Annotated in this window: 13 protein-coding genes and 1 CRISPR repeat array; of the genes, 12 read left to right on the top strand and 1 reads right to left on the bottom strand. The window is 41.5% G+C overall.

What is annotated here, in order from left to right; genetic code table 11:
• Positions 1–2: 2 nt before the first annotated feature.
• The 4 genes from ACZ42E_RS06080 (at position 3) to ACZ42E_RS06065 (ending at position 3,979) form a co-directional block, all read left to right on the top strand.
• Entirely contained in the window at positions 3–455 is a 453-nt protein-coding gene (locus tag ACZ42E_RS06080) for a TraR/DksA C4-type zinc finger protein (protein ID WP_464891466.1), read from the top strand.
• An 81-nt stretch (positions 456–536) separates the two neighbouring features.
• A complete protein-coding gene (locus ACZ42E_RS06075) occupies positions 537–1,745 on the top strand; it encodes a glycosyltransferase family 4 protein (RefSeq protein WP_464891465.1) in 1,209 nt (402 codons plus the stop codon).
• A 98-nt stretch (positions 1,746–1,843) separates the two neighbouring features.
• Positions 1,844–3,229, top strand: a complete 1,386-nt coding sequence (locus ACZ42E_RS06070; RefSeq protein ID WP_464891464.1) for a DUF1727 domain-containing protein — start codon at positions 1,844–1,846, stop codon at positions 3,227–3,229.
• A gap of 15 nt (positions 3,230–3,244) precedes the next feature.
• Positions 3,245–3,979: a type 1 glutamine amidotransferase gene (locus ACZ42E_RS06065; RefSeq protein WP_464891463.1), complete on the top strand. Its 735-nt coding sequence runs from the start codon at positions 3,245–3,247 to the stop codon at positions 3,977–3,979.
• A 43-nt stretch (positions 3,980–4,022) separates the two neighbouring features.
• On the opposite strand, the gene ACZ42E_RS06060 is transcribed toward ACZ42E_RS06065, so the two are convergent.
• Positions 4,023–5,384: an MATE family efflux transporter gene (locus ACZ42E_RS06060; RefSeq protein ID WP_464891462.1), complete on the bottom strand. Its 1,362-nt coding sequence runs from the start codon at positions 5,382–5,384 to the stop codon at positions 4,023–4,025.
• Positions 5,385–5,591: 207 nt separating this feature from the next.
• Between ACZ42E_RS06060 and cas6 the strand changes: the two genes are divergently transcribed.
• The 8 genes from cas6 to cas2 are packed head-to-tail and all read left to right on the top strand — an operon-like array spanning position 5,592 to position 14,147.
• Positions 5,592–6,380 (top strand): CRISPR-associated endoribonuclease Cas6, encoded by a 789-nt coding sequence (cas6, locus tag ACZ42E_RS06055; RefSeq protein ID WP_464891461.1) that lies wholly within the window; start codon positions 5,592–5,594, stop codon positions 6,378–6,380.
• Positions 6,381–6,384: 4 nt separating this feature from the next.
• On the top strand, positions 6,385–8,307 hold the full coding sequence (locus ACZ42E_RS06050) for a TIGR02556 family CRISPR-associated protein (RefSeq protein WP_464891460.1): 1,923 nt from the start codon (positions 6,385–6,387) through the stop codon (positions 8,305–8,307).
• Positions 8,297–9,172 (top strand): type I-B CRISPR-associated protein Cas7/Csh2, encoded by an 876-nt coding sequence (gene cas7b / locus ACZ42E_RS06045; protein WP_464891459.1) that lies wholly within the window; start codon positions 8,297–8,299, stop codon positions 9,170–9,172. The genes ACZ42E_RS06050 and cas7b overlap by 11 nt, the downstream gene beginning before the upstream one ends.
• 21 nt (positions 9,173–9,193) lie before the next feature.
• Positions 9,194–9,946: a type I-B CRISPR-associated protein Cas5b gene (gene cas5b / locus ACZ42E_RS06040; RefSeq protein WP_464891458.1), complete on the top strand. Its 753-nt coding sequence runs from the start codon at positions 9,194–9,196 to the stop codon at positions 9,944–9,946.
• 17 nt (positions 9,947–9,963) lie between these two features.
• On the top strand, positions 9,964–12,339 hold the full coding sequence (cas3, locus tag ACZ42E_RS06035; RefSeq protein WP_464891457.1) for a CRISPR-associated helicase Cas3': 2,376 nt from the start codon (positions 9,964–9,966) through the stop codon (positions 12,337–12,339).
• 20 nt (positions 12,340–12,359) lie between these two features.
• Positions 12,360–12,857 carry a CRISPR-associated protein Cas4 gene (gene cas4 / locus ACZ42E_RS06030; protein ID WP_464891456.1) on the top strand — a complete coding sequence of 166 codons (498 nt, stop codon included), beginning with the start codon at positions 12,360–12,362 and terminating at the stop codon, positions 12,855–12,857.
• A 19-nt stretch (positions 12,858–12,876) separates the two neighbouring features.
• Complete coding sequence (gene cas1b / locus ACZ42E_RS06025) at positions 12,877–13,869, top strand: type I-B CRISPR-associated endonuclease Cas1b (protein ID WP_464891455.1); 993 nt, start codon at positions 12,877–12,879, stop codon at positions 13,867–13,869.
• A gap of 14 nt (positions 13,870–13,883) precedes the next feature.
• Positions 13,884–14,147 carry a CRISPR-associated endonuclease Cas2 gene (gene cas2 / locus ACZ42E_RS06020; RefSeq protein WP_464891454.1) on the top strand — a complete coding sequence of 88 codons (264 nt, stop codon included), beginning with the start codon at positions 13,884–13,886 and terminating at the stop codon, positions 14,145–14,147.
• Positions 14,148–14,347: 200 nt separating this feature from the next.
• Positions 14,348–26,287: direct repeats of the CRISPR family, unit length 30 nt; unit sequence GTTTTTAGCCTACCTAAGAGGAATTGAAAC.
• Positions 26,288–26,325 lie beyond the last annotated feature (38 nt).

Genomic DNA, 26,325 nt, shown 5'->3' with positions numbered 1-26,325 from the left:
GGGTGTTTAGAGTGGATATAGAAACCTTGCTCAAGAGGAAAGAAGAAATTGAAGGCCTGATAGAAAGGAAAAGGGAGCTTTTCATGATTCCCCAGCAGGAATCTACCGATGAACTCTCCCTTTATGACCAGCATCCAGCTGATGCAGCATCCGACCTTTATGAAAGGGAAAAAGATGCCGGGCTTCTTGAAATGCTGGAGTTTGAACTGGAAAAATTAAATGATGCCATAAACCGCTATAACAGGGGAAATTATGGAATATGTGAAAACTGCGGAAAAAAGATTGAAGAAGCCAGACTTAAAAGAATGGTTAATACCACCCTCTGTGCGGAGTGTGCTTCAAAAAGCAGGGATAAGTTTACCAGGCCTTATGAAGAGGATATTTTATCAGCCGGCAGTATGGCAGATAAAGGAGAAGCCTTCCAGGTGGCCGGTTATGAAATGTATGAAGAGTAGGGAAAATTTATTTTAGGTACTTGCAAGAATTGAAGGAGCAGGATATATTTATTGTGATACTGGAAAAAGGGGGGAGCATCCTTGAAAATAGGGGTATTTACCGACAGCTACAAGCCTTATACCAGTGGGGTAGTTACCTCCATCACCACTTTCAAGCAGGAACTTACCAGCATGGGTCATGATATATATATATTTGCTCCCAGTTATCCCCATTATGAGGAAGAGGAAGAAAAGGTTTACCGCTTTTATTCGCTTCCTGCTCCCACTAACCCTGATTATACCCTGGCTATCCCTGTTTATCCGGGGTTAAACATGCTCCTTAAGAAAATTGACCTGGATATAATCCATGTCCACTCTCCTTTTACCATGGGCAGGGTGGGGCTTCACTATGCCAGAAAGTACGGCATACCTATTGTTTTTACCTATCATACTCTATATGACCAGTATGTGCATTATGTACCTGTGGCCCAGGATTTGGCGCGGGATATAACTATAAGGTACAGCACCAATTTCTGCAACCAGTGCGACCATGTTATCGTGCCTTCCACAGAAGTGGAAGCCAGGCTCAAGGAATTAAAGGTAAAGACTCCCATTTCGGTGATACCGACAGGGGTTCCCCTGCACAAGTTTAAGCAAGGAGATGCTGCCTGGCTTAGAAAAAATTATCCATCCATTCCAGCAGCTAATAAAATACTGCTTTTTGTAGGCCGTTTGACTAAAGAGAAAAATCTGGAATTTTTAATAGAAGCCTTCAGCATGCTTAAAAAAGATAAGCCCGATACTACCCTGGTGTTAACTGCCCAGGGGCCGCTTGAGCATGAGCTTAAAAAGCTGGTCAGGGAGCTTAATCTTTCTTTGGAGGAAGATGTGGTATTTACCGGTGCTTTGCCTTTTGATACCCTGGTAAATGTGTATTTTTCCGCTGACCTTTTTGTCTTTGCTTCCTTAACGGAAACCCAGGGGCTGGTACTGATTGAGGCCATGGCGGCAGGGCTGCCGGTGGTAGCGGTAAGGGCTAACGGGGTAATAGATATGGTAGATGACGGGATAAACGGCTATTTAACCCCCTGTGATAAGGAAGCGTTTGTAGAGGCGATAAAAAAGGTGCTGGCTGATGAAAAGACTTATAGCGGTTTTAAAGCTAATGCCTATAAAAAGGCAGAGATGCTCTCTTCAGCCAATATGGCCCGCAAGCTGGAAAAGGTGTATCTTGACCTTCATGATCGTTCAAGGCCTAAAAGGTACAGGAAAAGCTACCTTATGGATTTGATTTACCGTTTAGGTTCCTAGGCTAAACTGTAAAAAAGTAAACATTTTCTAAAGGTATGCCGAAGACAGCTTAGCATACCTTTTAATTCTTTAAGAGTAGAAAAGAATGAGGTAGAAATATGAGCATGCTGCGCAAGATAACTGCTATAATGGCGGGAAAACTGGTCTTATTTATATTAAGAATTTTAGGCCGTAAGGCCACCGTACTTCCCGGACGTGTGGCCCGCAGGATAGACCCGGATATTTTAAAAAAGCTTTCCCGCAACATAACGGAAGAAATAATCGTAATTACTGGCACCAACGGCAAGACTACCACTTCCAATATGCTGGCCAGGATACTTAAGGAAAAAGGATACCGGATTGTGCACAACCGGGCAGGTGCCAATATGCTTACCGGTATTACAGCCGCTTTTATAAAAGAAACGGATATAAAAGGGAAAAAGAAACATCATTATGCCATTTTAGAAACTGATGAGGCTAATGTGCCTCTCCTTTTGAAAGAGGTAAAGCCCAGGATGCTGCTGGTTACCAATTTTTTTCGGGACCAGCTGGACAGGTATGGGGAGCTTGACCATACGGTAAGGCTTATAAAGGAAAGCATAAAGGGAAGGAGTATAGAACTGGTTTTGAATGCCGATGACCCGCTGGTTGCACAGCTGGCTCATGATACCGGGTTATCTGCCTGGTATTATGGTTTCTCCGATACCGATTATGATACTCTGGAAAGCCGGGAAAGCCGGGAAGGAAGGTACTGCATCTTTTGCGGGCATGAAATAAGCTACCGGCGGTATCATTATGCCCAGCTGGGAAGCTACTACTGCGAAAAATGCGGATATCACAATCCGGAACCAAACTTTACGGGAAAAGATCTGGCCATGAGGCCGGGGATAAGTTTTCGCATAAATGATATAAAGATTGAAAGCCCCTATACCGGCTTTTATAATGCCTATAATATCCTGGCAGCGGTTGCGGCAGCCAAGCTGCTGGGGATTGAAAACGAGGTCATAGAAGCAGCCATAAAAGGATATATGCCCAGGGCAGGCCGTATGGAAAGATTTGTCATTAATGGCAAACCGGCGGTGCTTATTCTGGTAAAAAACCCTGCCGGCTTGAACCAGGCTTTGCATGCCCTGAAATATGATGAGAAGAGCAAGGATATCTTTTTTGCCTTGAATGATAATGCTGCCGATGGACGTGATGTTTCCTGGATATGGGATGCTGATGTGGAACTGATAAACGATATAAACTACCGGCAGGTAATCTGCTCTGGCCAGCGAAGCGGCGATATGGCAGTGCGCATGAAATATGCCGGGGTGGATGAAAGGTCCATAATTGTTAGAACCCCTCTCAAGGAAGGGATAGAGGAGGCCTTAAACGGAGAGGGCGAAACAGCCTATATTTTATCCACCTACACCGCTTTATTTGACTGTCAGAAGATTTTGCGGGAACTGGCTGACAAATCAGAAGAAGGTAAAGAGGGTAAAAAAGCTTTACCGTCAGCGTAAAGGGGAAAAAGAAGCATGGAAAACATAAAAATTGCCCATATGTATCCGGATTTGCTCAATTTATACGGCGACCGGGGGAATCTTATCTGCTTGTCCCGGCGGATTAACTGGTACGGCTTTGCATGCCAGATAATCCCGGTAGAGCTGGGAGATGAGATAGATTTTTCTGAAATAGATATGGTTTTTATGGGGGGAGGTTCGGACCGGGAACAGAATCTGGTTTACCGGGACCTCTTCAAAAAGTCGGATGCCTTGTGGGCAGAAATTGAGGATGGACTGCCTCTTCTGGCTATATGCGGGGCTTATCAGCTTCTGGGCAGGTATTATGAAGCTGTGGACGGCAGCCTGATGCACGGCCTTAACTTTTTTGATTTTTATACTGAAGGGGAGGAAAAGAGGCTTATCGGCAATATCCTCCTAGAAACAGAGATAACAGGGGAAAAAACGACAGTGGTAGGTTTTGAAAACCACGGCGGGAGAACTTATTTCAATGATGACAGATTAAAGCCTTTTGGCAGGGTTTTAAAAGGATACGGCAATAACGGAAAAGATAAGATGGAAGGGATAAGCTATAAAAACCTTATAGGGACTTATCTGCACGGGCCTTTGCTTCCCAAAAACCCTCAGGTTGCCGATTTCTTAATAAGGGCGGTTTTGCGGAGAAAAGGGATAGAGCTCAACCGAAAGCTGGATGATAAGATAGAAAACTTTGCTCATGAACAGGTAAAAAAGATGATACTTGGCAGATAAGGCGAGGATTTTTCCAGTGCCTTTTTTGTTTGTAAGAGGTGAATCAGCCTGCTGCCCGTTTAAGGGCTTTATCCAGCCAGTCCCGGCGCAGGATAATGCTCAAGTAAACTGCGGTTCTCAAAGCCCAGTCAGCTACAAATGCCAGCCAGACATAAGTTATGGGAGCCTCTATAATTTTTATCAGCAAATAGATTAAAGGCAGACGGAAAAGCCAGGTAAAAAGGGTGCTTATAAGCATAGGGGTGCGGGTATTGCCGGAGCCTTTTAAAATGCCCCCGAAGACCATGCTGGAGGCAATGGTGAGCTGTTCCAGGGAAGCTATCCTTATAAGGCTTCCAGCCAGGCTTATTATGTCAGGGTCGTGAGCAAAAAGGGCAGCGATCCGGAACGGGAAAAGGGCAAAAAGAAGCCCGAAAAAACCCATTATCACCAGGGCAAATTCCAGGGTTCCCCTGGCATAATTCCTGGCCATTTTTTTGTCCCTGGCTCCAATGCTCTGCCCTACCAGCACGCTGGCGGCAATGGCGATGCCAAATCCCGGCATAAAAGATATAGATTCAACGGTAATGGCCAGCTGGTGTGAGGCGTAAGCCAGGGTACCGGCATATACGATGAGAAAGATAGATACGAGATTGCTTAAAGCCCAGAAAAACTGTTCCAGAAGGCTTGGGGTTCCCAAAACCAGTATATCGCGGAAGATGCCGGGTTTAAGCGATATTTTCCGTATATCTGCGTTTTTAAAGAGCTCTTTTTTGTTTTTAAACAGAAAATAAAATGCCAGAAGAAGCCCAAGGACATGGGCCAGAGAAGTGGCAAAAGCGGCACCGGCCACTCCCAGAGCGGGAAAGCCGAATTTCCCGTATACCAGAATATAGTCTCCCAGGGCGTTAAAAAGGTTTACGATAAGCGCAATCTGCATGGGGATATCGGTTCTTCCCATGCCCCGAAAGACAGCATGCATCATGTAAAGGGTGATGGCAAAGGGAGTAATCTTGAAAGTTATCAGGAGATAGGAAAGTGCATCTTTATACACCTTTTTTTCTACCCCGAAAAGGCCTACTATCTTTTCGGCATTTATAAGGCCGATGGCTCCGGTAATTATTCCTATAATCCCGCCTATAACCAGGGTGTGCAGGGTAAGGCTCATGATGCGGCTGTAGTTGTTGGCCCCTTTAGCCTGGGCTACCAGTACCGATGAGCCTACGGAAAGGGCTTCAAAAAGAAGGACGATGGAAAAAAATATTTCTGCTCCCAGTCCCACAGCAGCCAGCGGTGCTGCCCCCAGACGGCCTACGATGGCTACATCGATTACCCCGATTATCATATACATTATCATTTCTACCATTGCCGGCCAGGAAACCTGCCATATTTTCCTGCCAAGATTCCGGTCTTTAAATATCAGCATATCTGTTACCCCGATTCAAAAATTTGATTTTATCATCAGTTAATAAGTATAGCCTTCCTTAAGATTAAAAGCCAGCAGCAAAAATAAAAATTTTTATTTTCGGTGACAAAAAGTTGTCACTTTATATGGTTATACTATTTATAAAAAAAGAAGGAATATGGAATATTTAAGCAGAATTTAGTATTATAAACCCATTTAAGGAAAATCATGATATTAAAATGGGACGATGACAGGAAGAGAGGATGGGAAATAATGCGCATAACTATTAGTATCGGATCGGATAAGGATATAGTTTTGCCTGTCCATTATCACCATATTTTGCAGGGATTTTTGTACCGGCATATATCGGACCGTGATTACAGGGAGTTTTTGCATCAAGAGGGCTTTGTCTACCAGAAGAGGCGTTTTAAGCTTTTCACTTATTCTGCCCTGAGGGGAGAATTCAGGCTAAACAGGGAAAAAAGGGATATAATCTTCAGGCCACCGGTAGCTGTAACTGTTTCTTCCCCCCTGGAACCTTTTATCACTGATCTGGCAGAAACCCTGATGAAATCGGATGAACTTTATCTGGGAAATAACAGGGTGAAATTAAATTCGATAAATGTCCACAAACCGGTAGTTTTTTCGGAAAAAGTGCGCATAAGAATGCTGTCCCCAGTGGTAGCCCATACGACGGAAGAAATACAGGGAAGCAAGAAAACGACTTATTTTTCCCCCTGGGATACCCCTTTTGACAGCCTGATTTTAAGCAACCTGCACAAAAAATACTGGGTACTGAAAGGAGAATATTCCCGGGGCGACCTCAAGGTTATTCCGTGCGACAGCTGCAAGGAGAAATTTTTGAGGATCATAAAATATAAAGATTTTATAATCAAGGGCTACAGCGGTGTTTACTGGCTGGTGGGAGATCCGGAGCTTATGGAAGTCGCTTATTACACAGGCCTTGGCTCCAAGAATTCGCAGGGGTTTGGGTGTTTTGAGGTAGAGGGGGTTTAACCAGATGCTGGAAAGTATTATTGAACTGGGAGGAGCTGTCCTGGAAAAACAGGACCGGCTGGATTCTTTTATCCAGGAGGTTCCTGCCGAAAAAAAAGGCAAGAAAATGCATGTCTGCAAATTTATTTTTGATACCAGGAATAAAAAATTTGACATTGATGTCAATGAGGAAATAGACCAGAATACTGCCAAAAAATATTTATTTATAGGTTCAGCTGATGCTCCAGGCTTGCCGCAGTGGTATATAACTGCTAAAAGCAACAATTATATATTAAGCGAGCTTTTTCCAAATCTTAAGGAAAAAGGTTTATTTGCGGATATAGTAGACGATGTTTTAAAAAATTTTTACTGGCAGGCTAATGAGAATTTAGGGAATAAAAAGTATAACTATATTTTAGATATTGAAAAACTGGGCATAAGTCCCAATAAAACTATGGAAGAGTTAAAAAATGAGGCTTTGGGAGATGCGAAGCCGGGCAAAAAACTTTTGGATTTAGTGGTAAAAGAATTTGAAAAATGGGTAGCTGAAAAAACAGGGTGCAAAAAAGATGAAATAGGGCTTTATACAGTATTAGTCAATGGAGAGCTGCTTACCGATAATAAGGATTATAGGAATAAGGTTCTGGAATCTAAAAAGCCTGCTGCCAAAGGGCAAATGGGTACTTCTAACCTGCAGTGCAATATCTGCGGCAGTTTTCAGAACATCAGCCAGGAAATAAACAGGATGCAGATAAAATACTTTACCACCAACCAGGAGATTTTTAAGGGAAGTTTAAAGAGCTATGAGAAAAGCTTGAATTTATGCAGCGAATGTATTGAAAAGCTGCAGTCCGGGGAAGTTTTTGTACAGCAGAATCTGGCAACTAATATAGCAGGCTTTGAAGTACTGGTGATTCCCAATCTTATATATGGGCAAAGGCTGGATTATGATAGCATGGAGAATTTAACCAAAGAGGTTATAAAGACAGTCAATATGTCAAAGAGTATTGATGCTCTGAAAGAATTCCGGGAACAGATAGATTGCCTTAAAGAATTTGATGATATTGTTTACCTGCTGGACTTTGTTTTTGTGCGCAGAGCCAATGCGGCTACCAAAATTTTGCGGCTTATAAAAGATGTTAAGCCTTCGTTTTTCGAGTTTCTGGAAGCAGCTGTCGCTGAAATAAGGGAAATAGTTAATAAACATTTTAAAGAGGCTTATAACTACCGGGGCGGGCTTAACAGTGTTTACTACATGACTCCGATAAGGATGAAAAGTGGAGACTATTCAAGTTTTCGCGATCTTTTAGCACTTTATGATGCTTTGTTTTTGGCAAGGCAGGTGGATGAAAAGCGCATAATAGCCAACCTGGTTAAGGGCTGCGGCGTAGTTTTCTATGGGCAGGATGGCTATAATATCAAGCATTCCAGAGATAATTTGCACTACTTTATCCTGGATGGTATGTTTTTCCTTAAGTTCCTGGAAAAAATGGGCTGTATGAAAGGTGGTGAAAAGGTGGATTACAGCAGTCTCGGATTAAATGATGAATTATGCAGCTTTATGGAGGAAATGGGATATGACGAGATGCAGGCGGCTATGTTTCTCCTTGGTTATCTGGTGGGAGAAGTAGGCAATGCCCAATATCGAAGAAGCCAGGACAGCGGAGGTGAAGGTACTTACAAGCCGGTACTCAACAAAATCAATTTTAATGGAATTGATAAAGGCAAGATTATGAAGCTCCGATCTGAAATCCTTAATAAGCTGCGGCAGGAAAAAATTCTACAATATAATGAAAAGATTTACGCTGCCTGTGCTCAGCTTATGGACCGTCATATAGGGAACTGGAAGCTCAACAAAGATGAAAATCTGTTCTATCTGCTGTCAGGTTATGCTTATGCTACTACTGCACCTATGAAAAAGAAAGGAGAGGAAAACAGTGATAAATAACAGTTTAATACTTTATCTTTATGATGCCAAGCTCACCAATCCCAATGGGGATCCGGACGAAGAAAACCGGCCGCGTATGGATTATGAGAGAAGCATAAACCTGGTTTCTGATCTGCGGCTCAAAAGATATATAAGGGATTATCTGCTGGATAAAGGGTATGAGCTTTATGTGCAGAAGGTAGGGGATAAGCCTGTTACTGCTGAAGAGAGGGTAAGTAAACTTGAAAACGCCAGTGATGAAGAAATTTTTAATAGTTTTATAGATATAAGGATGTTTGGGGCTACAGTTCCTGTGAAAAAAGATAACAAATCTTTTATTGGCCCTGTACAGTTCAACTGGGGCTATTCTCTGAATAAAGTTGAGCTTTTGGAGTCAAGCATTACTTCAACTTTTGCCAGTTCAAAAGGAAACAAGCAGGGGGCTATAGGCAAAGACTACCGCGTGAAATACTCTTTTATAGCGTTTTCAGGGGTAGTAAGCGGCAAAAGGGCAGAATGTGTGAAATTAACTAAAGAAGATATAGGTCTGCTGGATGAAGCCATGAAAAAAGCTATACCTCTGCAGGCTACCCGCAGCAAAATAGGGCAAACCCCCCGGCTTTATTTGCGGGTAGAATTTAAAGATAACCATACTATGCTTAATGACCTGCGCGGCTATATAAAACTGGTAAGCGAAGAGGAAAGCCTGCGCTCTATTGAAGAATGTGCTCTGGAATGCGCAAGGCTTCGAGATTATCTTAACAGCCATAAAGATTTAATAGCCAAAGTCTACTATTTCAAGGATGATGAACTGAAGCTCCTGGTGGAAGGGAAAGAATGTGGCATTGATGATGTGCTGGCTGGTTTGCCTATTCAAGAAATATAAAGGTTTAAGGGATGATTAACTATGAAGGTGATTATTTTTGACCTGAAAGGGCCTTTTGCCCATTTTCGCAAAATATATACCAATTCTTCTTCTTTAAGCTATTCGCTTCCTCCCCGCACTACGCTGGCGGGAATAATTGCCGCTATTCTGGGATGGGAAAGGGATTCTTATTATGAAAAGATGAGTTCGCAAAAAGCAGGGCTGGCAGTGCGCAAGATAAACAGCACCCGGAAGATTATGCAGACATTGAATTATATAAAGGCTACCAGCCCTTCCCACCTGGCTAATTTCAAGGAAGGGCACACCCAGATCCCTTTTGAAATAGTATGCGGAGATCCTGAGATAAGATACCGGGTTTATTTTAAAACAGGGGATACTGAAACATATAAAGCGTTAACAGAGGCTCTAAAAAGCGGCAGATCTGTTTTCCCGGTTTATCTGGGAGCTGCACCTTTCAGCGCAGTGTTTGAATGGATAGGAGAAGGAGAGCTGGAACAGGAATCATGTGCGGATGTAAAGGAAATATTTACTCCTGTAGATGTAAATCTGGTAGAAAAACTTATGTGGCAGGAGATGCAGAAAGAATGTATGCTTGTAAAAGACCGGATGCCGGTTGATTTTACCAGTGAGAGATACCCTGTAAATACCAGGAGTTATCTATACGATGACAGAGGGGGAGGAGTGAAGGTAAAGCTTAAACCGGAAGCAGTCTGCTACAGGGTTTATTATGCTGAAAAAGATAAAAAAACGAGTGAACAGATACTTTTTTACTAAATGCCAGGAAGGTGAAAGTGGTGGAATTTTTTTCTCATCCTGATAAAAAACTGGTTCAGCATTTGTGTGAGGTGCGGGACTTAGCTCTGGCATATGGCCCGGAAAAATACCGGGAGATTATAGAAATTGCTGCTTTAAGTCATGATTTTGGCAAATTTACGACCTATTTCCAAAAGTATCTCTTAAAAAAGGAGAAAAATAATAATCTTCATCATCATGGCTTTATATCTGCTCTTTTTGGAGCCTTCTGGGCATTCAAAAAATGGGGGGATGATTCATTCTTCCCCCTTGTTGTTTACAGCTCTATTTACCATCATCATGGAAACCTGAGCCCTTATGACGATATATTGCCCCACAGCCCATCTCAGATGGGGGAAAATATAAAAACAAAGCTGGAGCAGTTTCGCAAACAAGCAGATGATATAAAAAACAACCTTGAATATATAAAAAAGGAATGTGCCGGGATTATACCTGAAGATGTACTCGATGATTTTGTTTACCGCTGTTCCCCGGAGTATTGCCTGAAATCGCTTTTAAAAATAAACCATAATTTCAGGCTGAGAAATAGATGGAAGAATGATGAAAGTTATTTTTTGCACCAGTTTGTATATTCTTCTCTTATTGCGGCAGATAAGCTGAGCGCAGCGGATATTTCCTGCATAGAGCCAGCATTTGTAGGATATGAGGAATGGCTTGAGGCGAGGGAAAAGTTTTTAGTTTCAAGTGATCTATATAGTGATATAAACCAGATTAGAGCGGAGATTTTTAATAAAGTGCAGCATAATCTTGAAAAAAACTGGGATAAAGGCAAGATTTTTACTATAACCAGCCCTACTGGTTCCGGAAAAACCCTGACCGGTTTTTGCGCGGCCGCTGCCCTTAACAGGTTTTTGGGCGAAAATCGGCAAATAATCTATATCTTGCCTTTTACCTCCATTATTGACCAGAATTATGAGGTTATTGAAAAAATGCTGGCTAATACATCGTCAGGAAAAGAAGATATTTCTTATTTATTAAAACACCATCACTTAAGCGGTGATGGAGTAAAAGATGCTGGTGAAATGAAGGATGAAGAAGATTACAGTTCTGCCGATTTGAAGCTTCTTGTTGAGAATTGGCCAGCTGGTATAGTAGTTACTACTTTTGTCCAGTTTTTTGAAAGTATTATAAGCCATCGCAACCGGATGCTTAAAAAACTGCACAGACTGAGAAAGGCTATTATACTTATTGATGAAATACAGGCCCTGGATTTTGAATATTACCGGCTGATAGAATATGTACTTAATATTCTTTGCCAGTATTATGATGCCAGGGTTATACTGATGACTGCTACCAGGCCTTTTTTATTTACAGGTGAAGAAAGCTTGCCATCAGTTGAGCTTCTGCCTGATTATCCGCGGTATTACAGGCATTTTAACCGTACGGTTATAAAAATAGCCCGTGAAAAGATGTCTATACATGACATGGTGAATAAATTCGAAAGTTTATTAAGCTCTGATTTATCATGCCTCCTGGTGCTTAATACCATAAATTCTTCCCTGGAAGCTTACCGGGAGATTGAAAGATTTTTAAGGGAGCAAAATATTGACAAGCCTTTATTTTATTTATCCACCAACCTGGTTCCTGTGCACCGGGCAGAGAGGATAGAAGAAATCAGAGAAAGGATGAAAAAAGGGGAAAAGCTAATCCTGGTTTCCACCCAGGTGGTGGAAGCAGGGGTAGATTTAGATTTTGATGTAGTTATTAGGGATTTTGCCCCTCTTGACTCTGTTATCCAGTGTGCCGGAAGATGCAACCGTTCAGGAATGCGGCATGACGGGAAAAGAGGGACAGTTTATTTGTGCAATCTTATGGATGCTAGCGGAAATCGTTATGCTTACAGGGTTTATGGAAAGACTAACCTTAATTTAACCGAAAAGGTTCTGGAAGGGTATGAAGAAGTAGAAGAAAGTGATTATCTGGCTATAATTGAAAATTATTATCTTTTGCTTAAAGAAAACAAGAGCAGCCAGGCTTCCCATGATTTGATTGACGCTATCAAGGATTTTGACATGAAGAAAGGTGGCATAGCCAGTTTTTCCCTTATCAAGAATAATCCAGGCTATATTGATGTTTTGTTCAGGATGAATGAGGAAGTAGAAAAGGCTTACCAGGATTTCTTTGAAGTAATAAAAATAAAGGATCCCAGGAGCAAGGCAGACAGGTATATCAAAATTGCGTCTATTTTAGCAAGGTATACTATCTCCATGCCGGCTAAATATCATACATATTTTGAAAAAAGGCAACTGGGAGATGGCTGTTTCTTTTCTCTTCCTCCGGAAGGGGTTAAGGACTATTATGATGAAAAAACTGGATTTATAAGGGATAAAGAAGATGAAACCATATTTTTCTGATAAACAAAGAAGGGATGAAAATGGATTTTTATGTAACTGGAACCCTTATATGGTATTATTATATCTGCAAAAGGCAGGTCTGGCTGCTGGCGCACGGCCTGGAGCCGGACCAGGATGATGAGAATATAAGGATAGGGAGGCTTATAGGGGAAATAAGCTATGCAAGGGAAAAGAAAGAGGTGGATATAAGTACTGGAAAATTTGATGTGATGAGAAGAGAAGGGGAAAATCTGGTGGTAGGGGAAATAAAAAAATCTTCCCGCTTCATAGAAAGTGCTGGAAAACAGCTGCTTTTTTACCTGTGGCAGCTTAAGGAAATGGGGATAGAAGCCAAAGGGGAACTTTTGATTCCGGAGGAAAAGAAAAAAATAGAATTTATCCTGGATGACGAAAGCGAAAAAGAACTAAAAGAGGCAGTTAAACAGATAGAAAGGATTGTATCTGATGCCCTGCCACCCCCTCCGGAAAAAAGCAGGTATTGCATTAAATGTGCTTATGCGGAGTTCTGCTGGGCTTAAGGGAAAAGCAGGTGGTTATATGAAAAAGACTGTTTATGTGTTTAATGATGGGGAATTTAAACGCAAAGACAATACAGTCTATTTTGAAACCGAAGAAGGGAAAAAATATCTGCCAGTTGAAGATTTAAAGGAAATTTATATATTTGGGGAAGTAACCCTTAATAAGCGATTTTTGGAGTTTGTAGCCCAGAAGGAAATAATATTGCACTTTTTCAATAATTATGGATATTATACAGGAAGTTATTATCCCCGGGAACATCTTAACTCTGGATACATGATTTTAAAGCAGGCTGAATTTTATCTGGATGCCGAAAAAAGGATAAAACTAGCCAGGGAATTTGTACGGGGAGCAGTTTACAATATGCTGGCTGTTCTAAGGTATTATCAAAACCGGGGGAAAGATTTGAATAGTACAATAGAGCATATAAAAGAGCTGGAAGGAAGTATTGACAGATGTATTACAACTGAAGAACTGATGGCTATAGAAGGGAATATAAGAGAAACTTACTACGAAGCTTTTAACATGATAATTGACAAACCTGACTTTACATTTAACGGCCGAAACCGCAGGCCTCCCAGGGATAGGATAAATGCCCTTATCAGTTTTGGCAATACTATACTTTATACCGCAGTTTTAAGCGAAATTTACAAAACCCATCTTGACCCCCGCATAGGATATTTGCATACTACCAATTTTCGAAGATTTACCCTTAATCTTGATATAGCAGAAATTTTTAAGCCGATACTGGTAGACAGGCTTATCTTCAGCTTGCTGGGGCGCAATATGCTCAAAGCCTCCCATTTTGAGAGTAAACTGGATGGTATCTTGCTTAATGACAACGGCCGCAAGCTGTTTTTGCAGGAATGGGAAGATAAAATAAAGACCACCATTAAACACAGGGAACTGGGAAGAGAAGTTTCCTATAGAAGACTTATAAGGCTGGAGCTTTATAAGCTGGAAAAACACCTGATGGGCGAAAAAGAATATGAACCCTTTGTCTCGCGCTGGTAGGAAGTGGAGCAGAGATGTTTGTTATAATGGTTTATGATGTAGGAGAAAAAAGAGTAGGCAAAGTACTTAAAATTTCCCGGAAATATTTGTACTGGGTACAAAATTCTGTCCTAGAAGGGGAAATAACTGAAAGTAATCTGCGCAAACTTAAATATGAATTGGAAAGGGTTATAGATGAAGAACATGATTCCATAATATTTTATATGTTCCGCACTACCAAATATTATCAGCGTGAGATTATGGGAGTGCAAAAAGGGGGAGAGGAGCGCTTTTTATAATTTAGGAATAAAAACACAACTTTAAATTAAGGCCAGCCAGTTTTGTCGTCGACCTCCAATAATGCAAAAAACCCAGGAGGTCGACGACAATTTTATTTGCCTGAAATTCTTGACATTGAAGGATTTTATAATTAAAATTAAGCCAAAAATAAATATGTTATATCTAAAGTAAAGGCTTGATTTTATGGGGTGTTTAATTGGTTTTTAGCCTACCTAAGAGGAATTGAAACGGGATACCATATTTGTAGACTTCGATACAGCATCCGCGTTTTTAGCCTACCTAAGAGGAATTGAAACGAAGGATGGAACTCAAATTAGACAAGACGCATTATAAGTTTTTAGCCTACCTAAGAGGAATTGAAACAGATATAGGAATGGGTATGTACTTTCATTGGATATAGGGGTTTTTAGCCTACCTAAGAGGAATTGAAACGTGGGAACATATGTAGGGACATATTCATAGATGAAAGTTTTTAGCCTACCTAAGAGGAATTGAAACCCTGGTAGGGCAAAGCCATGTTCGCCGTTGCCGCAAGGGTTTTTAGCCTACCTAAGAGGAATTGAAACTTTTTCTAGCACCTCATCCTCAGATCCCCAAATATCGTTTTTAGCCTACCTAAGAGGAATTGAAACTTGAAGATAGCTGAGTGGGAAGGGATAACGACTTCAAAGTTTTTAGCCTACCTAAGAGGAATTGAAACTTGGCTTCCAGAAACATTCCTCCACAACCTGCTTCGTTTTTAGCCTACCTAAGAGGAATTGAAACTCCAGCCCGGGCAAGCCTGATGATATGCCTTCCAGGTTTTTAGCCTACCTAAGAGGAATTGAAACTGCCGACAGATGAAAATATACTGACAAACCATATCAGTTTTTAGCCTACCTAAGAGGAATTGAAACTCGCGCTTGCGAACGGATGATTTTTCAGAAAAACTGCAGTTTTTAGCCTACCTAAGAGGAATTGAAACAACCCTCTAAAAACTCCTCTATCTCTATATCCCTCTGTTTTTAGCCTACCTAAGAGGAATTGAAACCTCCACCTCCATTCTGCACTTGGCAAGACGCTTCCCCGTTTTTAGCCTACCTAAGAGGAATTGAAACCCGGGCTGGGGGCCGACCCTACGCGTTGTACCCAGTTTTTAGCCTACCTAAGAGGAATTGAAACAATCGACATACCCGATAATACCGCCAGTGGGCAAAAAAGTTTTTAGCCTACCTAAGAGGAATTGAAACTAAAAAATTAAGATGGAACGCCGCCGCTCAATTGAGGTTTTTAGCCTACCTAAGAGGAATTGAAACGCGTCGTCGTCATGTATGACGACGAGCGTGCGGTCGGTTTTTAGCCTACCTAAGAGGAATTGAAACTGCTTTCCAACTGCTTCTGCGATAGCGCGCCCCAATGTTTTTAGCCTACCTAAGAGGAATTGAAACGCCATTGTCTTTATTGGGTCATAACACGCTGTGTTCGTTTTTAGCCTACCTAAGAGGAATTGAAACATTATGAGGGCGCTAGGACAATAACAGACGATATAAGTTTTTAGCCTACCTAAGAGGAATTGAAACAAATAACCTTCCAGGAGCCTCTCCTTGGCTCTTGGGTTTTTAGCCTACCTAAGAGGAATTGAAACTGGCAAGACATAGCCTTATGTAGTGGGGTAGTTCTTGTTTTTAGCCTACCTAAGAGGAATTGAAACGACACATCGATACAGCGGCAGTCGTATCCAATATGTGTTTTTAGCCTACCTAAGAGGAATTGAAACATCCAATCTTTGAATACGCTGTCATGGCGCCCTTCGAGTTTTTAGCCTACCTAAGAGGAATTGAAACAGCTTGCCCGCGGGTGACTTTCCCCGCTTTCCCAAGAGGTTTTTAGCCTACCTAAGAGGAATTGAAACCATTGAACATATTGGCATTGCTTGCGATGAACCCAGGTTTTTAGCCTACCTAAGAGGAATTGAAACCATCCAACTGCTTCTCTGCCTCCACATTCTGAATCTGTTTTTAGCCTACCTAAGAGGAATTGAAACTGCTTGTCCCGGCACAAAGTCTGTGCCCACCGCTTTTTTCGTTTTTAGCCTACCTAAGAGGAATTGAAACATTCCTCGCATATCTTCGCCTTTGCTTGTTTTGCGGGTTTTTAGCCTACCTAAGAGGAATTGAAACATCTTGTCCATATTGTCAGCAAGGTACATTTTGTAAGTTTTTAGCCTACCTAAGAGGAATTGAAACTCAGGGAAGCGAAGAGATTAGAGATGTAGCGAAATGGGTTTTTAGCCTACCTAAGAGGAATTGAAACTACGGTGCATATGCATAAACTCCATCGTAAGCATAGCAGGTTTTTAGCCTACCTAAGAGGAATTGAAACTCTCTCTCACTTTCCTTATTTACCCAATCACTATAAGTTTTTAGCCTACCTAAGAGGAATTGAAACTGGATTATATCGGCCGCATGGAGAAATATGACCCGGGTTTTTAGCCTACCTAAGAGGAATTGAAACCGGCTAATGGCCGCCGATCTTTTCGAAGTAACTAAGTTTTTAGCCTACCTAAGAGGAATTGAAACCGGGCTTGATAACCTGCCTGCCTGCTTGTCCTCATCAGTTTTTAGCCTACCTAAGAGGAATTGAAACCCAGAGAAAGATTACCCGGCACATAAGATACATTAATGTTTTTAGCCTACCTAAGAGGAATTGAAACCCGGAATATCTGCTATATCTTGCAAGATTATTTCTTGGTTTTTAGCCTACCTAAGAGGAATTGAAACCCCAATAGCACGATTCGTTTTCAAAGCTATGGCTTGCGTTTTTAGCCTACCTAAGAGGAATTGAAACCTGACAATACCATAGCTAAATTCTCAACATGAATGTCGTTTTTAGCCTACCTAAGAGGAATTGAAACCAAGGGATAACCTCCTCCACTGGTTCAGGGTTCGCAAGGTTTTTAGCCTACCTAAGAGGAATTGAAACCGGCGGCGGCCATGCATTGCCTATGTTCAGAAAATCCGTTTTTAGCCTACCTAAGAGGAATTGAAACAAAGGCGAGGTATACAAAGAAGCCCAGGAAGTTTTCGGTTTTTAGCCTACCTAAGAGGAATTGAAACACGGCAATAGCTTTCATATTGCCTCCTCCTTTTTAGTTTTTAGCCTACCTAAGAGGAATTGAAACTGGGGATTGAAATTCCCCACAATAGAGTGAACATCAGTTTTTAGCCTACCTAAGAGGAATTGAAACCTGGTTCGCCAAGACCAGATGGCGAGCCTTGAAATGTTTTTAGCCTACCTAAGAGGAATTGAAACTCAGGCTCTTTTTAAGGCGCTTCTTTGCGCCTTCGTGTTTTTAGCCTACCTAAGAGGAATTGAAACTAAAATCTTCTACAAGATAAATTTCAAAATTATTGAGTTTTTAGCCTACCTAAGAGGAATTGAAACCCCCACTATTCTTGTTAAATGCACTATTGTAATCATCGTTTTTAGCCTACCTAAGAGGAATTGAAACTAATCACTGCTGTCCTCCATCCCCCAATCATCATAAGTTTTTAGCCTACCTAAGAGGAATTGAAACCACTACAGATGTCGATAAGTTGATACCACCTTTGAAAGTTTTTAGCCTACCTAAGAGGAATTGAAACAATATTTCCCGTGGATGAGCAAAGGCTGCCGATACAGTTTTTAGCCTACCTAAGAGGAATTGAAACATGCCTCCTCCAATATCTCACTTATAGCCCCCTTCCGTTTTTAGCCTACCTAAGAGGAATTGAAACTAAAGGCGACAATGCAGGCGAAGGCAACGATAAATTGGTTTTTAGCCTACCTAAGAGGAATTGAAACCTATTTCAAATTTTTGATATTTTGCTCTTTTTGGCAGTTTTTAGCCTACCTAAGAGGAATTGAAACACAAAGGAGAAGGGAGGTAGTATGATGAGGACAAGCAGGTTTTTAGCCTACCTAAGAGGAATTGAAACCCAGCAATTTAACGATATCCTTCTTAATACTCATAGTATGTTTTTAGCCTACCTAAGAGGAATTGAAACCCGGGTTAGCAGAAATACGTATTGTAACATTTCTGCGTTTTTAGCCTACCTAAGAGGAATTGAAACAAAGAGTTTGGTATAGAGGAATTGGGCTTTGAAAACTCGTTTTTAGCCTACCTAAGAGGAATTGAAACCAGGATATTCTAATAAAAATACCCTCTTTCCCCTAGGGTTTTTAGCCTACCTAAGAGGAATTGAAACTATGTAGAGATACACGAAAAAGGTCGCATAACAATTCGTTTTTAGCCTACCTAAGAGGAATTGAAACAAGAAATGAATGTGCCGCCCAGTGAGGAATATATCGTTTTTAGCCTACCTAAGAGGAATTGAAACGCGATATGGCGGACCAGCTTCTGCGAGAATTGCAACGTTTTTAGCCTACCTAAGAGGAATTGAAACCCCTCATCATTTCTTTTTTCGAGGGACATAACATAAGTTTTTAGCCTACCTAAGAGGAATTGAAACTTCGGCAAGTGCTTCCGCTTCGGCATGTCTTTCGCGTTTTTAGCCTACCTAAGAGGAATTGAAACCGAAGAATCGGGCACTCCTGGCCAGGTGTTCAGAGGTTTTTAGCCTACCTAAGAGGAATTGAAACTTTGTCATATCCATCTCTCCTTAAAAGCGGGCACTCGTTTTTAGCCTACCTAAGAGGAATTGAAACTACTGCCGCTATCATTGGTCGGCAGTACCCAGGAAATAGTTTTTAGCCTACCTAAGAGGAATTGAAACACAAATTTCTATGCCCTGTGATAGCAAGTAGCGCATTCGTTTTTAGCCTACCTAAGAGGAATTGAAACTTACTCAGAGCGGCCTCAACTTCCTGGCCGCTCTTTTGGTTTTTAGCCTACCTAAGAGGAATTGAAACGCCGACCTCCGTGAGCACGCCAACCCGCGAGTGAAGGGGTTTTTAGCCTACCTAAGAGGAATTGAAACTCACGGCCTGAACCGGGAGGCTTTGCAGCTCTACAAGTTTTTAGCCTACCTAAGAGGAATTGAAACCGATGGTAAATTTTATCCCGTTTTTATCCCTCATATGGTTTTTAGCCTACCTAAGAGGAATTGAAACGGTAAGGAGGTGACATAGTTTGCCTTTATACGCGTTGTTTTTAGCCTACCTAAGAGGAATTGAAACCTCATTAACTTTTATTTCCAAAAATGCAGGTGTCGTGTTTTTAGCCTACCTAAGAGGAATTGAAACTTTAAATACCTCCTTAATTTAATAAATACGTCACTAGTTTTTAGCCTACCTAAGAGGAATTGAAACTTCCCCTGCCGCCCATGCTTCCACCGCCGATTCCACCGGTTTTTAGCCTACCTAAGAGGAATTGAAACTTTCACAGGCAGGATGGCTTGCCTGCCTGCTTGCCTGTTTTTAGCCTACCTAAGAGGAATTGAAACAAACCGTCAGAAGAAGCGTTATTGGTTTGAGGGGCGGGTTTTTAGCCTACCTAAGAGGAATTGAAACTAAAGTGTCTACCCTCGGAATTCTTTTCCCGTTTTCGTTTTTAGCCTACCTAAGAGGAATTGAAACATGGGGGCACTGGTGACGTGAGCATTGGCGATACCGAGTTTTTAGCCTACCTAAGAGGAATTGAAACAAAGAGAAGACATAGGTAGGTTGGCTTCCCAAAAGGCGTTTTTAGCCTACCTAAGAGGAATTGAAACTGTTTTTCAATGAAATTACTGCCGAAGCCACAAACTTCGTTTTTAGCCTACCTAAGAGGAATTGAAACCTCAACCTCTATCAACGGCTTACCCAAAAGCTTTTTGTTTTTAGCCTACCTAAGAGGAATTGAAACTTGAAAAGCCAGGGGCAGGAGTCTGCGCCCCAGCAGGGTTTTTAGCCTACCTAAGAGGAATTGAAACGGGGGAAACCATAAATTTTTCCCAAGACCATTTTTCTGTTTTTAGCCTACCTAAGAGGAATTGAAACCGGCTGGCTTCCCGCCGCCCCCGGCCAGCGTTCCAGTTTTTATCCTACCTAAGAGGAATTGAAACCAGAGGCTTTTGTGAAAATTGTAAAAGGAGCTTAAGGGTTTTTAGCCTACCTAAGAGGAATTGAAACGAGCTTGTACGGAAACATGACCAGCGTACAAGAAGGGTTTTTAGCCTACCTAAGAGGAATTGAAACAGCCAATTCCCTGAAACTCTTTTTCATGTTCATGCGTTTTTAGCCTACCTAAGAGGAATTGAAACCCCCCCATGTGGTACACATATACGGAAGCGTATACGGTTTTTAGCCTACCTAAGAGGAATTGAAACTGAACAGTTAATAAACATGGTAAACGACCCATCATTGTTTTTAGCCTACCTAAGAGGAATTGAAACAGCATAATCATTCCTCCTTTTCATTTTTTACAACCTAGTTTTTAGCCTACCTAAGAGGAATTGAAACCGGGAGTACCCTCAGGATATGTCTCATTATTTTAAGTTTTTAGCCTACCTAAGAGGAATTGAAACCTCAGCCAGCCTCCTTATATAGGCTGGCCGGCTTGCCGTTTTTAGCCTACCTAAGAGGAATTGAAACCTGCCACTCCCGCTGACAGCTTCAAACCGTCAAAAGGTTTTTAGCCTACCTAAGAGGAATTGAAACTGTACTGAAGACGTCCAGCTTGGACGTCTTCAGTACAGTTTTTAGCCTACCTAAGAGGAATTGAAACCAGTTCTATGGATGGCAAATATGGTACTGCCTTTGGTTTTTAGCCTACCTAAGAGGAATTGAAACAGGATATTTCAATGGAGAAGGGAATTCCCTTCTCCAGTTTTTAGCCTACCTAAGAGGAATTGAAACTATTTCATCACAGTAAAAAGTAGCCAAGTAAAAAGCAGGTTTTTAGCCTACCTAAGAGGAATTGAAACTCGGCTACCTTCAGCGCCACCGCCAGGTTTACATGGTTTTTAGCCTACCTAAGAGGAATTGAAACAATTATATGCCATTCTTGTAAAGGCGGGCAAAAGAAGTTTTTAGCCTACCTAAGAGGAATTGAAACCTTGGCCCTGGCCAGCCGTCGCCAGTGGACGTGGTGGGTTTTTAGCCTACCTAAGAGGAATTGAAACTTTTATAACTTCAGGATGATGCATGTCATCTGGAGGGTTTTTAGCCTACCTAAGAGGAATTGAAACTCAGCTCGGAGAAGTCCCTCCTAATTTCATAAATTTCGTTTTTAGCCTACCTAAGAGGAATTGAAACAAAACGCAGACGGGACAGTAAAACCTTTTAAACAAGGTTTTTAGCCTACCTAAGAGGAATTGAAACGACAAATACTCAGAAGAATTTTACAAGAAATGCAGAGTTTTTAGCCTACCTAAGAGGAATTGAAACCCTGATTTTGCAGATACTATTGGGTCTGAAATTACTGTTTTTAGCCTACCTAAGAGGAATTGAAACGTAAATTTTATATTTGTTTTTACATATAAAGGACTGAGTTTTTAGCCTACCTAAGAGGAATTGAAACACGAATTTGCCAACAGGGATACCATTATGACAGCGGTTAGTTTTTAGCCTACCTAAGAGGAATTGAAACTATCCAAACTAACTACATAATCAGCGCAATATAAACCGTTTTTAGCCTACCTAAGAGGAATTGAAACTCTTGTTCCCATGCTCATCCAATTCATAAATGTTTTGTTTTTAGCCTACCTAAGAGGAATTGAAACATCCCCCAATCTTCTTCCCATTCCTCTCCACCCCCTAGTTTTTAGCCTACCTAAGAGGAATTGAAACTAATGAGGATGTATCATCATAATAATCGGATACCAGAGTTTTTAGCCTACCTAAGAGGAATTGAAACACTATACCACTTTTCAGCATTTCGTAAAAACTGTTTTAGTTTTTAGCCTACCTAAGAGGAATTGAAACAGTTTTCCGCGCGCTATATATGCAGGCGGAATTTTGTTTTTAGCCTACCTAAGAGGAATTGAAACTTCCATGCAATCACTCCCCTGTTTTTACGTTTTTTATAGTTTTTAGCCTACCTAAGAGGAATTGAAACCCAGTAAAATATCGAACGGATTTACCGACAATACCAGTTTTTAGCCTACCTAAGAGGAATTGAAACCCGCAACCACGACCGTTCTCCAGACTTGGTACGAAGCCGTTTTTAGCCTACCTAAGAGGAATTGAAACAATATCAAACATATTCGGGACAATCCCGCCAAGGTCGTTTTTAGCCTACCTAAGAGGAATTGAAACTCAAGCTGACCGATATATATTTTGTCGTATCCAGACAGTTTTTAGCCTACCTAAGAGGAATTGAAACCCTCTATGGGTAAAGGTGTAGCCAAAGCCGCCTTCGTTTTTAGCCTACCTAAGAGGAATTGAAACAAACTTTAGTCCGTGGAGCAAAGCACCAGCTTTTCTGTTTTTAGCCTACCTAAGAGGAATTGAAACGCTTGAGCGACGGTGATGTACTCATCGTCGCTCAGGGTTTTTAGCCTACCTAAGAGGAATTGAAACTTCGCCTCTTTCGATGGCTTGAAGCCATCTGAAGAAGGTTTTTAGCCTACCTAAGAGGAATTGAAACACCGATTTGTAATCCCCAAGCAGAAACTCCCTTTTCGTTTTTAGCCTACCTAAGAGGAATTGAAACACACCGTCCGGGAGGGTAGTGCAGCCCTCCGGCAGTCTAGTTTTTAGCCTACCTAAGAGGAATTGAAACAGAGGACGACGCGAACGTGAAATACCGCCAACTTCCGCGTTTTTAGCCTACCTAAGAGGAATTGAAACTCCCGGTGCTCCCTTTTATCCCACTGCCTCCCCTAGTTTTTAGCCTACCTAAGAGGAATTGAAACAACATTCCCGCAGGCAGGGAAATGTTCCTGCTCACCGTTTTTAGCCTACCTAAGAGGAATTGAAACTTCTGTACGGCATCAGTAATAACGCGAAGGGCATCACTGTTTTTAGCCTACCTAAGAGGAATTGAAACTGTGATACAGCCCGCCGCGCTTGGCAAGCATTTTCCTGTTTTTAGCCTACCTAAGAGGAATTGAAACCATCGAGATCTTTTTTCGCTTCTTTTGACGGCTTAAAGTTTTTAGCCTACCTAAGAGGAATTGAAACCCTGCCTGCTTGCCTTCATCATATCACCCCCCACCGGTTTTTAGCCTACCTAAGAGGAATTGAAACCCCGTATCGTCTCCGTATACGTCTCCGTTCCCGTATTTGTTTTTAGCCTACCTAAGAGGAATTGAAACTAGGTTTGGCACTATTTTGGCAGAACACGAACTACGTTTTTAGCCTACCTAAGAGGAATTGAAACTCGCGGATAGCGTTTCTGGCCGTAGCCGAGGCTGCCGTTTTTAGCCTACCTAAGAGGAATTGAAACCCAGTCGTAGCTGGCTTTAGCTCGTTCAAGGCCGGCCAGTTTTTAGCCTACCTAAGAGGAATTGAAACAGGGTACTCCCGGAAAAGCGGGAGTACCTTTTAATTGTTTTTAGCCTACCTAAGAGGAATTGAAACCAGATGACAGCGGGTGTGTTGAGGATTCCCCCTTCGGTTTTTAGCCTACCTAAGAGGAATTGAAACTTTCATGAATACCACATGTGGTATATGCATATGAGCCAGTTTTTAGCCTACCTAAGAGGAATTGAAACCAAGTTCTTCGCTGATAATTCCAAAAACGATAAGGCGGTTTTTAGCCTACCTAAGAGGAATTGAAACATACTCTCCCACTTCCATTTGCTTTACTGTTCTTCAGTTTTTAGCCTACCTAAGAGGAATTGAAACGTCATGGGGTCGCTTCATTCTTCTAATGCATCTCAGTTTTTAGCCTACCTAAGAGGAATTGAAACTTTTTGATATAGATTGTATATTTTGCTTTTTCACTCGTTTTTAGCCTACCTAAGAGGAATTGAAACTTCAAGGTTTATAACTTTTTGGTAAGGAATCGTTTCCAGTTTTTAGCCTACCTAAGAGGAATTGAAACCTGCCTGCGGCTGAGGAGCAGATAGCGTCAAACGAAGTTTTTAGCCTACCTAAGAGGAATTGAAACTCCACAACGGACAGGAATCTGCTCAAATCTTCGTCGTTTTTAGCCTACCTAAGAGGAATTGAAACCTAGACCAGCATCCTGGGCGAGTTCGATGGCTTCAAACGTTTTTAGCCTACCTAAGAGGAATTGAAACTATCAAGCACGAGATAGTTGAACGTTTGGCAACGAGTTTTTAGCCTACCTAAGAGGAATTGAAACTTCACGGTTGTACCAGGTATCAGCGGGGGAGAAAGCCGTTTTTAGCCTACCTAAGAGGAATTGAAACTGAAAACAGAGCTTGCAATGCAAGTTCTGAAAAAGGTTTTTAGCCTACCTAAGAGGAATTGAAACACTATGGTCGAGTTGAAATTGTCCAGGCAGTTTATAGTTTTTAGCCTACCTAAGAGGAATTGAAACTTTCAGCACAGGCTGTCATCGTTCAGAACCTCCTTTCCGTTTTTAGCCTACCTAAGAGGAATTGAAACCATGGCAAAACACTATGCGCTGACTGTATTCGTGAAAGTTTTTGGCCTACCTAAGAGGAATTGAAACAATAGCTCACAACTTTCATACTCCTTGATAACTCTGTTTTTAGCCTACCTAAGAGGAATTGAAACAGGGCCCAATCTATAAGCGCGGGGCCAACGATGTAAGGTTTTTAGCCTACCTAAGAGGAATTGAAACTTGGATCAACATAAGTCTTGTGGTTTCCGTCACGGGTTTTTAGCCTACCTAAGAGGAATTGAAACCCTTCATGATATACCACCCCCCTCCGCCGTGTCAAGCAGTTTTTAGCCTACCTAAGAGGAATTGAAACAAATAAACGCAACGTATAGTACCACAATAAAACACCAGTTTTTAGCCTACCTAAGAGGAATTGAAACTTGGGTTAGCTGTTTTAACAGTTTTGCTGTAATTTAAGTTTTTAGCCTACCTAAGAGGAATTGAAACCGAATACTTCAATTGGTATAATGCCCCCCAAGCCCGGTTTTTAGCCTACCTAAGAGGAATTGAAACTGACTATAAATTTGATATTCTTTCTATTTCTACATTGTTTTTAGCCTACCTAAGAGGAATTGAAACCTACCAAGCTGGTCTTCTTCTGGACATCTTCCCCATGTTTTTAGCCTACCTAAGAGGAATTGAAACTGGCCTCCCCAAAATCGTCCCCTCTCAGGTCACATACAGTTTTTAGCCTACCTAAGAGGAATTGAAACATCCAGGTAGGTCTGCGTGGTAATTTCGCGGTGTATGTTTTTAGCCTACCTAAGAGGAATTGAAACCATAATCAGCGCAATATAAACCTAATTCTTTGATATGTTTTTAGCCTACCTAAGAGGAATTGAAACACCCTAATTTTAATAAATCATGATCATCTTCCTCTTTAGTTTTTAGCCTACCTAAGAGGAATTGAAACCGAGGAGGACCCGAATACGAAATACCGCCAACTTCCGGTTTTTAGCCTACCTAAGAGGAATTGAAACTTCGTAGCGCTGCTTTTTTATGTCCTGAAAGAAAACGTTTTTAGCCTACCTAAGAGGAATTGAAACTTTTTCTATCTGAATATTCCTCCCCAGCCCCCCATAGTTTTTAGCCTACCTAAGAGGAATTGAAACAACCCCAAAGCTGAAAGATACCACTAACAGCGGCAGGTTTTTAGCCTACCTAAGAGGAATTGAAACCTTGACGTGGCCTATGATCTCTGGGGGACAGGAGAGTTTTTAGCCTACCTAAGAGGAATTGAAACTTGTAATGTACGCGGATGCCGCCCGCAGAGCATCCGGTTTTTAGCCTACCTAAGAGGAATTGAAACTCTTCTTTATCTCTTCCTTCCTGTTAGATTTTAGTGTTTTTAGCCTACCTAAGAGGAATTGAAACCGAGGAGGACCCGAATACGAAATACCGCCAACTTCCGGTTTTTAGCCTACCTAAGAGGAATTGAAACAAAATTAAAACGGGGTGTCAACCGTTTCTTCCCCTAGTTTTTAGCCTACCTAAGAGGAATTGAAACATTCTGCTGGTGGTTCTGGTACAGGAAGGTTGTATAAAGTTTTTAGCCTACCTAAGAGGAATTGAAACCTGAAGAGCCTGCATCAGCAGGTTCTTCAGTTCGTTGTTTTTAGCCTACCTAAGAGGAATTGAAACTTTGGTGGCAGTCAGGAAGCACAGGAAAAAGCAATGGA

Source organism: Thermosyntropha tengcongensis (genome assembly GCF_055381335.1).
The sequence above is the reverse complement of the archived record's forward strand: the minus strand, read 5'-3'. Positions and strand labels throughout refer to the sequence as shown.

Coding starts and splice junctions, on each gene's coding strand:
- cas6 (WP_464891461.1), top strand. CDS start 5,592: ATGATATTAAAATGGGACGATGACAGGAAGAGAGGATGGGAAATAATG.
- ACZ42E_RS06060 (WP_464891462.1), bottom strand. CDS start 5,384: ATGCTGATATTTAAAGACCGGAATCTTGGCAGGAAAATATGGCAGGTT.
- ACZ42E_RS06050 (WP_464891460.1), top strand. CDS start 6,385: ATGCTGGAAAGTATTATTGAACTGGGAGGAGCTGTCCTGGAAAAACAG.
- cas5b (WP_464891458.1), top strand. CDS start 9,194: ATGAAGGTGATTATTTTTGACCTGAAAGGGCCTTTTGCCCATTTTCGC.
- cas4 (WP_464891456.1), top strand. CDS start 12,360: ATGGATTTTTATGTAACTGGAACCCTTATATGGTATTATTATATCTGC.
- ACZ42E_RS06070 (WP_464891464.1), top strand. CDS start 1,844: ATGAGCATGCTGCGCAAGATAACTGCTATAATGGCGGGAAAACTGGTC.
- ACZ42E_RS06065 (WP_464891463.1), top strand. CDS start 3,245: ATGGAAAACATAAAAATTGCCCATATGTATCCGGATTTGCTCAATTTA.
- cas2 (WP_464891454.1), top strand. CDS start 13,884: ATGTTTGTTATAATGGTTTATGATGTAGGAGAAAAAAGAGTAGGCAAA.
- cas1b (WP_464891455.1), top strand. CDS start 12,877: ATGAAAAAGACTGTTTATGTGTTTAATGATGGGGAATTTAAACGCAAA.